This window comes from Massilia agrisoli, from assembly GCF_020831365.1.
Taxonomy (GTDB): domain Bacteria; phylum Pseudomonadota; class Gammaproteobacteria; order Burkholderiales; family Burkholderiaceae_D; genus Telluria_A; species Telluria_A agrisoli.
In genome coordinates this window covers 514012-528570 of the sequence record NZ_JAJHPV010000004.1, presented here as the reverse complement: position 1 = coordinate 528570, position 14559 = coordinate 514012, and the positions used below count along the sequence as shown (strand labels likewise).

Sequence of the window (14559 nt, the reverse complement as noted above, 5' to 3'; positions counted from 1 at the left end):
GTCCGGCCGCATCAGGCGCGCAGGCCGAAGCGGCTGCGGTATTCGCGCGGCGTCACCTGGCTCCAGCGCTTGAAGACGGTACTAAATGTCGACACATCCGCGTACCCGCAGCGCTCGGTAATATCCTCCAGCGACAGCATGGTCGATTCGAGCAGGGCCTTGCCGCGCTCGACCCGCATCTTCTGGGTGTACTGCACCGGGCTGAGACCGACTGCTTTCTGAAAGCGCCGCAGCAAGGTGCGCGGGCTGGTGTTGCAATAGCCGGCCAGCTCGCTCATGTTCCACTGCTGGTCCATGCGCTCATTGAGCCAGCGGCGCGCGCGCTCGACCACCGCGTGGCCGCTGCCTGCGGCGATGGCTTCGGAAATAAATGGCGCCTGGCTGGAGCGGTTGCTGTCCGCGACCATCACCTTCGCCGACATCTGGCGCAGCGGCTCACCGCCGAAATGGCCGATCAGCCACAAGCCAAGGTCAGCATAGGCCGTCACCGGTCCCGAGGACAATAGAGGCGCATCCCAGGCGATCAGTTCTTCGGTATCCAGCTGGACCGCCGGGTAGTGCTTGCGGAACAGGCTATCAAGCCACCAGCTCGTCGTGGCGCGGCGCCCGTCCAGCAATCCGGCGTGGGCCATCAGGAACGAGCCCGAGCAATGCGATGCGACCAGGCCGCCGCCCTCGGCAAAGCGGCGCAGGGCGCTGCACTGTGCTTCAAGCTTGCCCAGCAGCAGGGGGCGCATGTCGCCGTTCACCATGCCGGGTACGATGACCACGTCGTAGTCCGCGCCGGTCATGGGCTCGGTCGAAAACGACATGCCGCCCGAGCACGCCACCACACCCCCTCCGGGACTCACCCATCTGGTTTCGAACTGCACCTGCTCGCCGGCCGGCCGGAGCCTGGACATGGCATTCGCCACGTGAAAGACGTCGACGATGGCCAGGGTCGTGAAGGCGCATTCCGGGTAGATCAGTACGCCGATGCGGATAGGGGTGGGTGATCTGAACATTGTCCAAGTAGACCATAAATTTGGCGTTTTGGCCAATGGCGCCAGCCGGCGCGGACGCTGATAATGAACTTTTATTCAGTCATTTCCGGAGCGCATCATGGTCACGCTCATTCTGGCAGGGGCCGCCGTTGGGGCCTGGCTGCTGTACCGCGCAAGTCGTGGCATCGGGTACAGCATCCCGGGCAGCAACGACGACATCATTTTTCTTCAACAACCGCGGCGGGCAGCCCTGTCCGCCGCCCTGATACCAAAGGAGAAAATATGCTTAACCATGTCATGGTCGGTGCTGACGACATCTCGAAGGCGCGACTGTTTTACGACGCGGTTCTCGGAACGCTTGGGGCAGGTGAACCGATCCGCAACCAGGCGCCAACGGGTCACCAGCGCCTGTTCTATCGGCACAACGGCAGTACCTTCTGTGTTAGCGAACCGATCAATAATGAGGAAGCGACCGGCGCGAACGGCGGGACCATCGGCTTCAAATGCGCCTCGCCCGAACAGGTGCACGCCTTTTACGACGCTGCAATTGCGCATGGCGGACAATCCGTCGAGGACGCACCCGGCATGCGCGACAATGGTACCGGGCCGGTGTATGTAGCCTACGTTCGCGATCCCCACGGCAATAAGCTCTGCGCGGTGCACCGGCCCAGGCCAGCGCCCAACAGCTAGTCGCGCGGCTTGCGCGAATCCTCGCGCAGGCGCTGGGCCGCGTCCTCCCCGGACACGATCCGGCGCGCCGAGATGCCCGACATGCCCGTTCCGCTGCCCAGCACCAGGTTGGCATCCCAGCTCTGCCCTGCCCGCATCATCTGCGGCGCCGGCAGGCTGTCGACAACCGCCGGGTCGATCCACGGCGCCACCTGCGCCAGCACCAGCTTGATGCGCGGCTTGATGGCCGCTTCGGCGATCCGTCCACGCTGCCCCCAGGCCACCAGCACCTGCCCGCTCGGCGTACCATCGCGGTACACATTGGTGAACGCGATGTCGTAGCGGATACCGTGGCGGTAGCTCATCATGAACTCTTCAAACAGCATCGCCAGGTCTTCGCGGGTGCTCGAATACGCGTAGTCGTCGTTGGCCAGGTCGGACCCGAAGAAGCGCCCGACGTCGGCGGCGGTATACGCCTTCTGCTGCTCGGTTGCCTTGAGTCCCTGGAACGTCACCTGCCCCAGCCCCGCCATTTCGGCCGAGGTCAGCGGGTAGCTTGCCGCCAGCGAATCCGACACCAGCGCGTCAGCGGTGATGCGTCCGACGACGTTGCCCCAGATCGACAGCGAAGGATTGAGGGCGCGCTGTGACGGGGTGAAGAAGTCGGCCGCGTGCGCCAGCTCGTGGTACAGCAGGCGGCCAAGCACGGGCACCAGTTCGTCGACCGACCGGTTCACCCGCTCGGTCGACGGGAAGGCCCGGCGCGCGTAGTCGTTGTCCTTGACCTGGCGGCCGAAGGCACTGTAGTTCAGCTCGTCGTCGAAGGCGAGGCGGTAATCCGGCACTTCGGTGACCACGTCGCGTTGCGCCGCGGTCAGCCACAGGTTGTTGGCGTCAAGGTAGATGGCGCCGGTGGCCGACATGTAGAAGCTCGGGCGCACGTGCGAACCGAGCACGATCGCGGTGGTGCCGGCCAGCATGCGGCGGAAGTCGCCGTGCGGGTCCTGGGTCAGCAAGAACTGCTCGAAGTTTGCGCCGAGGAAGTCGTGCGATACCAGCACCCGGCCCATGACCTGCGCCACGCTTGGAATCACGCCCGGGCCTGCCTCTTCCTGCAGCAAAGGCAGGGTGGACGCCTTGCAGAAGTTATTGCGAACGTTGTCGGTGTAATACAGGGCGACATCGTAGGTGCACTGGCGCAGCACGTCCGCGTAGCGGGTTGCCGTGCGGTAGGGATGCACGCGCGCTGTCATTTCCAACAGGGAATCGGCCGCCAGGGCCTGGCGTTCGATGGCGATCACCACGTCATCGGCGTCCTGGCGGCCTGTGCTGGTGGTCATCGTGGCGCGGAACTTGAGCGCCGTGTCGGATGCCACCGTCGGGGCGCGGAACATCAGTACGCGTTCGTCGGTCGTGTTCATTTCCACGGCTGGGCCCGATACCTGGGTCCAGACGATGCGCGTAACCGTTTCGCCAGCGCCCAGGGTAGGCCAGGCACGTACCGACGTGTCGGTTCCCGGGCGCACCGAGTGGTCGGTACGCACTGTGACAAAACTGCCAGCGGCGCGCGGCGCGACGGTGATCTCGGCCGTGGGCGACTCGAGCGCGCCACTGGCCAGGCGCACGTCGGCGCGCAGCTTGACGACGCCGGCTTCACTGGCGTCGAAGGAAACGGTCGGGCTCCGGGACGACAGCAAGGTCACCGCCGGGCCGCTGAGCTGGGTCCAGCTGACCTCCCCCATCACCTCGCTGCCGCAGGCCAGCACGCTGGCGCCGGCAGTTTTGCCGATATCTACCGTGGCATCTGCGACAAGTTGGACGACGCAAGTTGGCGTCGGGACCGGTACCGGTGCGGGGGGCGGCGGGGCCGGGGTCTGGACCGGGACGTTACCGGAACTGCCGCCACTGCCTCCGCAGGCAGCCAGCAACACAGCAAGCAGGAAGGCGGGGACCGCCCGCAAGGACTTCGCATTCGACATTCGGGGCAACCTTTACAGTTCAGGCAACCCAGCCGCCATGGCTGAGGATGCTCCCGATTATAGTCGTGATTCCCTAAACGAAAATCAATTGAAAACAGTAAAAACCACGGTGTTATTGATGCGTCAAGCTTGAATGCGCAGGGCGGATAAGCGCTTGCGCGCATCCGCCGAACCGCGCGCGCCAAGGTGGCGCGTGCAGTCGGCGGATGCGCGTTTCACGCTTATCCGCCCTACCAGGAGCTTGCTTAGAACTGGTCGACTTCCAGCGCCAGCACGCCGGCGCTGCCGTCGACGATGGCCGTGCGCAGGCCTGGCGCCTGCGACAGGATATGGTCGGCAAAGAAGCGCGCGGTGCCGATCTTGGCCTTGTAGAACTGCGCGTCGCCTGCGCCCTCTTCCAATTTACGCTGGGCCGCCAGTGCCGCGCGTCCCATCTGCCATCCACCGAGCACGATGCCGGCCAGCTTCAGGTACAGCACGCTGCCCGCGAACACGCCCTTGATGTCGCTCTTGACATTGGCGACCATGAAGTCGACCACTTCCTCAAGCGCGCGGCTGCCGTCCGCCAGCTGGCGCGCGATCGCCGCGAAGTCGGCGTTGTCGGTTGCGCGCAGTTCGGCTTCGGTTGCACGCACCTGTGCGATCAGGCCCTTGGCCACGGCGCCGCCGTCGCGTACCGTCTTGCGGCCGACCAGGTCATTGGCCTGGATCGCGGTGGTGCCTTCGTAGATCGACAGGATCTTCGAATCGCGGTAGTGCTGCGCCGCGCCCGTCTCTTCGATGAAGCCCATGCCGCCGTGGACCTGCACGCCGTCGCGGGTAACCGCTTCGGACATCTCGGTCGACCAGCCCTTGATGACAGGGACCAGGTATTCATACACTGCCAGGTTGGCCTTGCGCGTCTCGGCATCGGCGTGGAAGTGCGCGGCATCGCTGAGGCCAGCGCCCACGTAGGCCAGCGCGCGCGCCGCCTCCACTTGCGAGCGCATCGACATCAGCATGCGGCGCACGTCGGGGTGGTTGATGATCGCGACAGGGCCGGCGGAGCCTGCCAGGTCGCGCGACTGCACGCGGTCCTTGGCGAAGGCGGCGGCCTGCTGGTAGGCGCGGTCAGCCACGGCGATGCCCTGCATGCCGACGCCGAAGCGGGCCGCGTTCATCATGATGAACATGTATTCGAGGCCGCGGTTCTCTTCGCCCACCAGGGTGCCGATGGCGCCGCCGTGGTCGCCGAACTGCAGTACCGCGGTCGGGCTGGCCTTGATGCCCAGCTTGTGTTCGATCGAGACGCAGTGCGCATCATTGCGCGCGCCGATCGAGCCGTCCGCGTTGACCAGGAACTTCGGCACGATGAACAGCGAGATGCCCTTCACGCCCGGCGGCGCATCAGGCGTGCGCGCCAGTACCAGGTGGATGATGTTCTCGGCCATGTCGTGCTCACCGTAGGTGATGAAGATCTTGGTGCCGAAAATCTTGTAGGTGCCGTCGCCCTGCGGCTCGGCGCGGGTGCGCACGGCGGCCAGGTCGGAGCCGGCCTGCGGCTCGGTGAGGTTCATGGTGCCGGTCCACTTGCCGGCGATGAGCGGCTCGAGGTAAGTGGCTTTCTGTTCGCTTGACCCGGCGGTCAGCAGCGCTTCGATGGCGCCATCGGTCAGCAAGGGGCACAGTGCGAACGACAGCGACGATGCGTGCAGCATCTCGATGCATGGCGTCGCCACCAGCTTCGGCAGGCCCTGGCCGCCGAATTCGACCGGATGCTGCAAGCCCTGCCAGCCAGCTTCGCCGAAGCTCTTGAAAGCTTCCTTGAAGCCCTTGGAGGTCGTCACCTGGCCGTCGTGCCAGAAGCTCGGCTCCTTGTCGCTCGGGTGGTTCAGCGGGGCGATCTCGCCGCCACAGAATTTCGCATTCTCTTCCAGTACCGCCTCGACGGTGTCGGCGGTAGCGTCTTCGCAGCCTGGCAGCTGGCTGATCGTCGGCATGCCAGCCAGTTCGTTCATCACGAACAGCATGTCTTTCAGTGGGGCGTTGTAGCTCACTCTTATCTCCTAGTTTTAATGGTCACGTAGGGTGGAAGAGCGAAGCGTCATCCACCGATTGATATCTAATCGGTGGATGACGCTGCGCTCTTCCACCCTACGGATGGATCACGTTTCGCCGTATTTAGCCGAGTTCTTTGACCAGTGCCGGAACCACTTCGAACAGGTCGCCAACGATGCCGTAGTCAGCCACCGAGAAGATCGGCGCTTCCGGATCCTTGTTGATCGCGACGATGGTCTTCGAGTCCTTCATGCCGGCCAGGTGCTGGATCGCGCCCGAGATACCAACGGCGATGTACAGCGACGGCGCGACGATCTTGCCGGTCTGGCCAACCTGCCAGTCGTTCGGCACGTAGCCCGCGTCGACAGCGGCGCGCGATGCGCCCATTGCCGCGCCCAGCTTGTCGGCCAGCGGCTCGAGCAGCTTGAAGTTGTCGCCCGAGCCCATGCCGCGGCCACCGGAAACGATGATCTTCGCCGCGGTCAGTTCCGGACGGTCCGACTTGGCCAGTTCGCGGCCGACAAAGCTCGACTTGCCCGAATCGCCAACTGCCGGCACGGTTTCGGTCGCAGCCGAACCGCCGGTAGCGGCGGCCGAGTCGAAGCCCGTGGTACGCACGGTGATGACCTTGACCTTGTCGCCCGACTGCACGGTGGCGATCGCGTTACCGGCATAGATCGGACGCTCGAAGGTGTCTGGCGAATCGACCTTGGTGATTTCGGAGATCTGCGCGACGTCCAGCTTTGCAGCGACGCGCGGCAGGATGTTTTTGCCGTAGGCGGTAGCCGGGGCCAGGATGTGCGAGTACGACGCCGCCAGCGCGAGCACCTGCTCGGCGACGTTTTCGGCCAGGCCATCGGCGAAGTGCGCGGCGTCAGCCACCAGCACCTTCGATACGCCGGCGATCTGCGCGGCTTCAGCGGCGGCTGCGCCGCAGTTGGCGCCGGCCACCAGGATATGCACGTCGCCGCCGCACTGTGCTGCAGCGGTGACGGTGTGGTGGGTGCTTCCCTTGAGGGAGGCGTTGTCGTGTTCAGCAATAACTAATGCGACCATGATTGTTCCTAAATTTTTGTGTGGACGGCCGGGCCGCGATCAGATAACTTTGGCTTCGGTGCGCAGCTTGGCAACCAGGGTCGCCACGTCAGGCACCTTGATGCCGGCCGAACGCTTGGCTGGCTCGACGACCTTCAGGGTCTTCAGGCGCGCAGCAACATCAACGCCCAGGTCTTCCGGCTTGACGGTGTCGAGCGGCTTCTTCTTGGCCTTCATGATGTTCGGCAGCGTCACGTAGCGCGGCTCGTTCAGGCGCAGGTCGGTGGTGATGATCGCCGGGAGCGTCAACGCCAGGGTTTCCAGGCCGCCGTCCACTTCGCGGGTGACGGTGACTTTGCCGTCTTCCAGCACAACCTTGGACGCGAACGTCGCCTGCGGCCAGCCCAGCAGGGCTGCCAGCATCTGGCCGGTCTGGTTGGAGTCGTCGTCGATCGCCTGCTTGCCCAGGATGATCAGCTGTGGCTGTTCCTTGTCGGCCAGCGCCTTGAGCAGCTTGGCGACAGCCAGCGGCTCGAGTTCAGCGGTGGTTTCGACCAGGATGCCGCGGTCGGCGCCGATCGCCATGCCGGTGCGCAGGGTTTCCTGGCACTGGGTGACGCCGCACGATACCGCCACCACTTCGGTGACCTTGCCCGCTTCCTTCAGGCGCATCGCCTCTTCCAGCGCGATCTCGTCGAATGGATTCATCGACATTTTGACATTGGCGATATCGACGCCGCTGCCGTCGGATTTCACGCGCACTTTGACGTTGTAGTCGACCACGCGTTTGACGGGTACCAGGACTTTCATGAGGGTGCCTTTTGGGAAATTAGAAATTCGGTAAGTGACTAAAGTGGCCTAGATTATAAGAGAAAAACCTCTACAGGACAGAATTAAAGCACGATCGTGCGATTTCTGGGTAGAGGCTTTCGCCTAAAGTTCCCTTATCGCGAGGCTTACTGGGCCGCGCGGACCTGGCTGTCCGCGACCACCCAGCTCTTGGCCAGGTCGCGCTGCACGATGTGCGCCTCGGCCGTTTTGCCCTGCGCCGACAGCGCCTTTTCCAGCCCGTTCAAGGTCCATCCGCTGCCCGGATGCAGCGCCAACCCTTCGCGGAAGGTCTGCTCTGCCGCCGCGAAGCGCCTGGCCTTCAACTGCATGCCGCCGAGCCGGTAGCGCGGACCGCTGGCCAGCATCGGCGGTTCCACGCGGTCCAGGCGCGCTGCGGCTTCCACCGCCTTCGCCTGCAGCGCCAGCGCCGCGTCGGTGCGCTGCTCCGCGAATGCGATTTCGGCGCCCAGCTGGGCTTCGGCACTGACGGCGAAGCTGCGGATCATCTTGTCGAAGAAGTCGGTCCCCTTGTGTTTTTCGACCAGCGTCCTGGATTGTGCCTTGAGCGTTTCCAGCGTCGTGCGCGCGCTGGAAAGCTGGCCGCTGCGGGCCATGGCAATGCCGCGCGACATATCCCCCAGTGCCGCCGCGACCCCGCGCCCGCCAACCGGCATCGGCTCCTTGAGCAGCGCATCCCAGCGCTGCAGGTGCAGCAAGGTCAGCATCGGAAGGCTGCGCGTGTACTCGCCCCACACATGGTCCCCCTTGGCGCGGTCGGCCGCGCCGCGCGCCGTGTCCAGCGCCAGGTCGCCCCGCCCCTCCATCAGCGCCGCATACCACTGGAAGTGCGAATTGTGGCCGCGCCAGTCCATGCTGACCGTGAAGTCCTGCTTTTTCAGTTCCCCGAACATCGCCTCGTCGGCCGCCACCGCCAGTTGATTCACCCGGGTGGCGTCGGCGTAGCGCCCGACGTGGGCGTAGGTGTGGGACGGCATGTGCAGCAGGTGCGGCGACTTCGGCGCCAGCTTGCCCAGCCGGTCGGCAGCGGCCACCGCGCGCGCTGCCACTGGCACCGCGTCAACCACGTGGATCATGTAGTGGTTCAGCCCGACGTGTTCGGGGTATCTGGCCAGGCCGGCTTCGACCAGGTCGGCCAGTGCGCCGATGCGTCCCACAGCCTTGCCGGTTTTCGGGTCCCACCAGTCGCTCCTGGTGGCCACCATCTCCGCTTCCGCGTAGTGCGTGAGCACATCGGGGTCGGCAGGGAAGCGGGCCGCGAGCTGCTGCATGTAGCCAGCGTAAGCGACGTCGAGCGGGTCGGCGGGCTCGGATTCACCGTCCGGCGGCCGGCAAATTTCGCCGTACGGCGCCGCCTGCGCCGTGCCGGCCTTGCGCCCGTAGCGCACCGCCAGCGAATTGACCAGCGCCAGGTCGCGTTCGGAAAGGCCTTTGGTGTGCCGGAGGGCGTAGTCGGCATATTTGGCCGCTTCGGTGACGTCGCCGCGCGTGCGGTTGTTGATGTTTGGGCCCATCTGGACGGCGGCGCCCCAGGCGCACATGCCGCAGTCCGGGTCTTGCGCCAGCGCGGCCTTGAACGCGCGGATCGCCTCGGGGCGGTTGAACGCATACGCCTGCGCCATCCCTTGCGCGAACAGGCGGCGCGCGGCCTGGCTGCCATGTGATGGCACCAGCGTGGTCTCGCCGAAACCATCCAGTACCGGCGCGGTGGCCCTGGTGTCCACGGTCAGCGGCAGGATCGAGCAGGCGGCGATCACCGACAGCGACAGCGCGGTCATGCACAGCCGCCGCGGGAGGTTGGACCGGAGGTGTTTGCGCATGAGGTAACCCGATGTGGATAAGGTGGCGAGCAGGATGTATTGATTGCCCAGATTGGCAATTTTGCCATACTTGTCATGCGCGGAGAACGAAAGTTTGCATCACTGCAGTGCAAAAATATCGTTATTTCGGCGTCAAGTGTGAGCGTCATTCCCGCGGAAGCGGGAAGCCATTCTGAAAACGACTAGTGGTGCTTTTGTTTGCTGCCCAATGCATGTTCAGTATGGGTTCCCGCCTGCGCGGGAACGACGCGGGGTTCGCGACAGGCGTGCCGATACCTCGCCAGGCGCTGGGCCGCGATCAGTTTTGGCTGGGTCGGAAAAGCGATGAGAATGGTGCGAGCGAACGCCCGCACCACCCGTGTGGTGTTACTTACGGCGCATCAGGAAAACGAATTCGTGGCCGTTCTGGGTGTGCGATACGAGGGCATTGCCGGTTTGCTTGGCGAAGGCCTGGAAGTCACGCACCGAACCGGAGTCGGTGGCAATGATCCGCAGGACTTCACCCGTCGCCATTTCAGCCAAAGCCTTCTTCGCCTTCAGGATCGGCAAAGGGCAGTTCAAGCCTCGTGCGTCGAGTTCTTTCTGGTATTCCATGATCTCGCTGTCGAGTAGGGTGTCGCTCATCAATTGCTCTGCAGGGTTGTTGGGTTACGCAATCGCATACTACTCCTATTTGCAGATCATGACGCACCGCACCAATATTTATCTCGCATGTTGTGTTATCACAACCACTATTGACGTGTTGAAAATTCAATGAAGAAGGCCCGGCAATTGCCGGGCCTGGTTCAGGCAGGACAGGCGCTTAAGCGCGCTGGCCCACCCATTCCGCCACGCCGGCAAGCGCCTGCGGCAGGCCGCTTGGATCGGTGCCGCCAGCTTGCGCCATGTCCGGACGTCCGCCGCCCTTGCCGCCCACCTGCTGGGCCACAAAGTTCACCAGCTCGCCCGCCTTGACCTTCGAGGTCGCGTCGGCAGTCACGCCCGCGATCAGGCTGACCTTGCCGTCGGCAACGCTGGCCAGCACGATGGCGGCGGTCTTGAGCTTGTCCTTCAGCTTGTCCATGGTCTCGCGCAGGCCGGCCACGTCGGCGCCGTCCAGCGTAGCGGCCAGCACCTTGATGCCGTTGACGTCGACCGCCTGGTTGGCCAGCTCGTCGCCCTGCCCCGCCGCCATCTTCGACTTCAGCGCAGCCAGTTCTTTTTCCAGCGACTTGACCTGGTCCTGCACCTGCGCGATGCGCGAGGTCAGTTCGTCCGGGCTGGTCTTGAGCGCGCCCGCGGCTTCCTGCAGGCGGCGGTTCATCGCCTGCACCAGCGCCAGCGCGCCTTCGCCGGTCACCGCTTCAACGCGGCGGATGCCGGCTGCGACGCCGCTCTCGCCAATGATCTTGAAGAAGCCGATGTCGCCGGTACGGGTGACGTGCACGCCGCCGCACAGTTCTTTCGACGAGCCGATGTCGAGCACGCGCACTTCGTCGCCGTACTTTTCGCCGAACAGCGCCATCGCGCCGTGCTTGACCGCGTCGTCGAACGACATCAGGTGCGCCTGGGTCGGGTGGTTGTCGAGGATCTCGCGGTTGACCAGCTGCTCGACCTTCGCGATCTGCTCGGCGGTCAGTGGCGCATTGTGGCTGAAGTCGAAGCGGGTCTTTTCAGCATCGACCAGCGATCCCTTTTGCGCCACGTGGCTGCCCAGAACTTCGCGCAGCGCCTTGTGCATCAGGTGGGTGGCCGAGTGGTTGCGGATGGTGCGTGCGCGCTTGGCTTCGTCGACGTTCGCCGCGACCGCTTCGCCCACCTTCAGCACGCCGGACTTCAGCACGCCGTGGTGGCCCGGCACGTCGGCCTGGATCTTGAGCGTGTCTTCGACGTCGAACTGGCCGGCCGCGCCCAGGATCGCGCCCTGGTCGCCCACCTGGCCGCCCGACTCGGCGTAGAACGGGGTGGTGTCGAGCACCACGATTCCCTGCTGGCCGGCGGTCAGTTCCTGCACCTGCACGCCGTCGGCGTACAGCGCGATCACTTTCGAGTCATGCGCCAGCTTGTCGTAGCCGACGAACTTGCTCTTCTCGCCGCTGTACTCGACGCCGGCGGCCATCTTGAACTTGCCGGCTGCGCGTGCGGTTTTCTTCTGCTGCTCCATCGCCGCGGCGAAGCCTTCCTCGTCCAGCAAAATGCCGCGCTCGCGGCAGATGTCGGCGGTCAGGTCGAGCGGGAAGCCGTAGGTGTCGTACAAGGTGAAGGCGGTGGCGCCGTCGAGCTTCTGCGCGTCCTTTGCCAGCTGCGCTTCGAGGATCTTCATGCCGTTTTCCAGCGTCTCGCCAAAGCGCTCTTCTTCCGCTTTCAGCACCTGGGCGACGCGCTCTTTTGCCTCGGCCAGTTCCGGGTAGGCGGTGCCCATCTCGTTGGACAGGTCGGCCACCAGCTTGTAGAAGAATGGCTTGGTCTGGCCCAGCTTGTGGCCGTAGCGTAGCGCGCGGCGGATGATGCGGCGCAGGACGTAGCCGTGGCCTTCGCTGCTCGGAATCACGCCGTCGACGATCAGGAAGGAAGCGGCGCGGATGTGGTCCGCGATCACGCGCAGCGCTTTGCTTTCAAGGTCGGTGACACCGGTCTCGCGCGCGGCTGCCTTGATCAGCGCCTGGAACAGGTCGATCTCGTAGTTGCTGTGCACGTGCTGGAGCACGGCGGCCAGGCGCTCCATGCCCATGCCGGTATCGACGCACGGCTTCGGCAGCTTGTGCATCACGCCCGCTTCGTCGCGGTTGAACTGCATGAACACCAGGTTCCAGATTTCGATGAAGCGGTCGCCGTCTTCGTCAGGCGAGCCTGGAGGACCGCCGGCGATGTCGGCGCCGTGGTCGTAGAAGATCTCGGTGCACGGGCCGCATGGGCCGGTGTCGGCCATCTGCCAGAAGTTATCCGATGCGTAGCGCGCGCCCTTGTTGTCGCCGATGCGGATGATGCGCTCGCGCGGGACGCCGATTTCCTTTTCCCAGATCTCGGCAGCTTCGTCGTCTTCCATGTAGACGGTGACGGTCAGCTTCTCGGCCGGCAGCATGTAGACCTTGGTCAGCAGCTCCCACGCGTACTGGATGGCGTCGCGCTTGAAGTAGTCGCCGAAGCTGAAGTTACCCAGCATTTCGAAGAAGGTGTGGTGGCGCGCGGTGTAGCCGACGTTTTCCAGGTCGTTGTGCTTGCCGCCGGCGCGCACGCAGCGCTGCACCGAGGTGGCGCGCGAGTACGGGCGGGTGTCGGCGCCGGTGAAGACATCCTTGAACTGCACCATGCCGCTGTTGGTCAGCAACATGGTCGGATCGTTGCCCGGAACGAGCGGGCTCGAACGGACAATCGTGTGGCCCTTGGATTCGAAGAACTTGAGGAATTTGTCGCGGATTTCGGATGATTTCATGTTGTGTGGGCGAGTTCGGGCAGCATGCTATAAAAAAACGATTATAGCGTAGGTCAGCCTGCGAAATCTGCCCCGATGATATCGATCCGGTCAGTGCAGAGGGCGTCGACGCCCCAGCCAAGCAACTCGCGCGCCCGCACCGGGTCATTGACCGTATAGCAAAACAGGCCCAGGCCCGCTTCCCTGACCTGGCGCGCGAATGGGCGCGTGAGCTTTTTGTGGTTGGCGTGGATCGCCACGGCATCGAGCTTCCTGGCCTGCTCCAGCCAATCCTCAGGCGGGTCGTCCACCAGCAGCGCGCGCGCAATGCCGGGCGCGGCCAGCCGCGCAGCCTCCAGCGCAACCGTGCTGAACGAGGAAAACAGCGGGACCTGCAGCGGGTCATCCATGGCGATCTGCAGGCCGAACATGGCCTGCGTCAGCGTAGCCACCACCCTGCCCGTCTCCTCCTCGACACCCGGGGCCGGCTTGATCTCGACGTTCATCCAGGCCCCGTGAGCCCGGCAAGCGTCGACAAACTGGGTGTACAGCGGCACCGGCTCGCCTTTGAAGCGGGGAGCGAACCAGCTGCCGGCATCCATCGTCACCAGCTCGGCGGCGTCGTAATCGAACACATTGCCGGATCCGGGGATGGTGCGGCCGAGGTAGGGATCGTGGACCACGACCGGCACGCCGTCGCGCGCCAGCATCACGTCGAATTCCACTGCGCGGAAGCCGTAAGCGAGCCCGCAACGCAGGCCGGCGAGCGTGTTTTCCGGGGCAAGCCTGCCCCCGCCCCGATGGGCAACGACCTTAGGATAGGGCCACATCTCAGTCCACGGCGATCAAGATGCAGCGATTGTCTCACTTCTCGCCGCTGGCGCAAACCCGGCGGTGAGCGTTGTGACTGTGTCAGGCAAGAGGCAGGCGCAGGCGCCGGCGAATTTCGAGCTTGCCGTAAATATGCTGGAGATGGGTTTTAACGGTGGTATCGCTGATCGCCAACTGGCGCGCGATCTCCTTGTTTGTCATTCCCTGTTTTACCCAGTGAATTACTTCCCATTCACGGGCGGTCAGGATCTTTGGTTTGGAATCCGGCAATTGACCTTCATTACCGCTGTTATTGAGCATCCAGTCCAGCGACTCCACCAGCAACTGGCGCGGTATCCAATAATTACCTTCATGAACAACCCGGATTGCCTTTGGCCATTCCGTGGCCGGGGAAGTTTTCTTAATACATCCCTTTATCCCATGCGACAACGCATCGATTATTTCGCGGTGGCTGCAAAAATCAAAAAACACGATTATCCGCGTCTCTGGGCTGAGCACTTTTAGCCGCGCCAACAAGGACAAGGAGTGCGGCGCATCGAGGGGACCGCTCATCAGGAATACATCGGGCCGAAGGTCACGAGCCTGCTGCAGGATGAGGGACTCGCCTCCTCCTTCTGTTTCCATCAGCAAAATACCATCGCATTCGTCCATTGCTTTGCGCAATGAACGATGGATAACCCCGTCCGCGCATAAAACTGTGATATTGGACATTCCCGATCCCGTTTTGTCTTAGCGCCTCTGCGTGCACTACCTATCCATGTTCTTACCTTTTCAATATTAAATCAAGTGTCGCCACCTTGTATTTACAAGTTCACAACACCTTTATTCTAATTACCTAAATTCCCGAATTCAATAATAGTGGTTCCGCATCAAATCTTTCCGGGCTCGATTATATTTAAGCAAATGTATTTCAACGCATTCGCTGCCGCGCGCTTGCCATTTTCCTCACATTGCTTTGCCATCCA

At 63.6% G+C, this 14559-nt stretch carries 11 protein-coding genes; 1 reads left to right on the top strand and 10 read right to left on the bottom strand.

Features of this window, described 5'->3' with window-relative positions; genetic code table 11:
- Positions 1-11: 11 nt before the first annotated feature.
- Complete coding sequence (locus LMJ30_RS03740; RefSeq protein WP_229430997.1) at positions 12-1004, bottom strand: GlxA family transcriptional regulator; 993 nt, start codon at positions 1002-1004, stop codon at positions 12-14.
- A gap of 261 nt (positions 1005-1265) precedes the next feature.
- Here LMJ30_RS03740 and LMJ30_RS03735 point away from each other — a divergent pair, with 261 nt between their 5' ends.
- Positions 1266-1673, top strand: coding sequence for a VOC family protein (locus LMJ30_RS03735; RefSeq protein ID WP_229430996.1), 408 nt, complete (start codon positions 1266-1268; stop codon positions 1671-1673).
- Here the strand turns inward: LMJ30_RS03735 and LMJ30_RS03730 are convergent.
- From LMJ30_RS03730 to LMJ30_RS03690, 9 genes are all read right to left on the bottom strand, one after another.
- Entirely contained in the window at positions 1670-3631 is a 1962-nt protein-coding gene (locus tag LMJ30_RS03730) for a hypothetical protein (RefSeq protein ID WP_229430995.1), read from the bottom strand. The genes LMJ30_RS03735 and LMJ30_RS03730 overlap by 4 nt on opposite strands.
- 245 nt (positions 3632-3876) lie before the next feature.
- Complete coding sequence (locus LMJ30_RS03725) at positions 3877-5667, bottom strand: acyl-CoA dehydrogenase (RefSeq protein WP_229430994.1); 1791 nt, start codon at positions 5665-5667, stop codon at positions 3877-3879.
- A gap of 124 nt (positions 5668-5791) precedes the next feature.
- Entirely contained in the window at positions 5792-6724 is a 933-nt protein-coding gene (locus LMJ30_RS03720; protein ID WP_229430993.1) for an electron transfer flavoprotein subunit alpha/FixB family protein, read from the bottom strand.
- 39 nt (positions 6725-6763) lie between these two features.
- Positions 6764-7513 carry an electron transfer flavoprotein subunit beta/FixA family protein gene (locus tag LMJ30_RS03715; protein WP_229430992.1) on the bottom strand — a complete coding sequence of 250 codons (750 nt, stop codon included), beginning with the start codon at positions 7511-7513 and terminating at the stop codon, positions 6764-6766.
- Positions 7514-7659: 146 nt separating this feature from the next.
- Positions 7660-9372 (bottom strand): hypothetical protein, encoded by a 1713-nt coding sequence (locus LMJ30_RS03710; RefSeq protein WP_229430991.1) that lies wholly within the window; start codon positions 9370-9372, stop codon positions 7660-7662.
- Positions 9373-9738: 366 nt separating this feature from the next.
- Positions 9739-9996 carry a sulfurtransferase TusA family protein gene (locus LMJ30_RS03705; protein ID WP_229430990.1) on the bottom strand — a complete coding sequence of 86 codons (258 nt, stop codon included), beginning with the start codon at positions 9994-9996 and terminating at the stop codon, positions 9739-9741.
- Between the two features lie 178 nt (positions 9997-10174).
- The gene (gene alaS / locus LMJ30_RS03700) at positions 10175-12784 is read right to left on the bottom strand and encodes an alanine--tRNA ligase (RefSeq protein WP_229430989.1); all 2610 of its coding nucleotides are present in this window, start codon (positions 12782-12784) and stop codon (positions 10175-10177) included.
- 53 nt (positions 12785-12837) lie between these two features.
- The gene (gene ugpQ, locus LMJ30_RS03695; protein ID WP_229430988.1) at positions 12838-13593 is read right to left on the bottom strand and encodes a glycerophosphodiester phosphodiesterase; all 756 of its coding nucleotides are present in this window, start codon (positions 13591-13593) and stop codon (positions 12838-12840) included.
- Positions 13594-13675: 82 nt separating this feature from the next.
- Positions 13676-14305: a response regulator transcription factor gene (locus LMJ30_RS03690; protein WP_229430987.1), complete on the bottom strand. Its 630-nt coding sequence runs from the start codon at positions 14303-14305 to the stop codon at positions 13676-13678.
- Positions 14306-14559: the final 254 nt, after the last annotated feature.

Bases quoted from the DNA above. Each gene is read 5' to 3' on its own strand.
- LMJ30_RS03730 (WP_229430995.1), bottom strand. From the start codon at position 3,631: ATGTCGAATGCGAAGTCCTTGCGGGCGGTCCCCGCCTTCCTGCTTGCT.
- LMJ30_RS03690 (WP_229430987.1), bottom strand. From the start codon at position 14,305: ATGTCCAATATCACAGTTTTATGCGCGGACGGGGTTATCCATCGTTCA.
- LMJ30_RS03705 (WP_229430990.1), bottom strand. From the start codon at position 9,996: ATGAGCGACACCCTACTCGACAGCGAGATCATGGAATACCAGAAAGAA.
- alaS (WP_229430989.1), bottom strand. From the start codon at position 12,784: ATGAAATCATCCGAAATCCGCGACAAATTCCTCAAGTTCTTCGAATCC.
- LMJ30_RS03715 (WP_229430992.1), bottom strand. From the start codon at position 7,513: ATGAAAGTCCTGGTACCCGTCAAACGCGTGGTCGACTACAACGTCAAA.
- ugpQ (WP_229430988.1), bottom strand. From the start codon at position 13,593: ATGTGGCCCTATCCTAAGGTCGTTGCCCATCGGGGCGGGGGCAGGCTT.
- LMJ30_RS03735 (WP_229430996.1), top strand. From the start codon at position 1,266: ATGCTTAACCATGTCATGGTCGGTGCTGACGACATCTCGAAGGCGCGA.
- LMJ30_RS03710 (WP_229430991.1), bottom strand. From the start codon at position 9,372: ATGCGCAAACACCTCCGGTCCAACCTCCCGCGGCGGCTGTGCATGACC.
- LMJ30_RS03720 (WP_229430993.1), bottom strand. From the start codon at position 6,724: ATGGTCGCATTAGTTATTGCTGAACACGACAACGCCTCCCTCAAGGGA.
- LMJ30_RS03740 (WP_229430997.1), bottom strand. From the start codon at position 1,004: ATGTTCAGATCACCCACCCCTATCCGCATCGGCGTACTGATCTACCCG.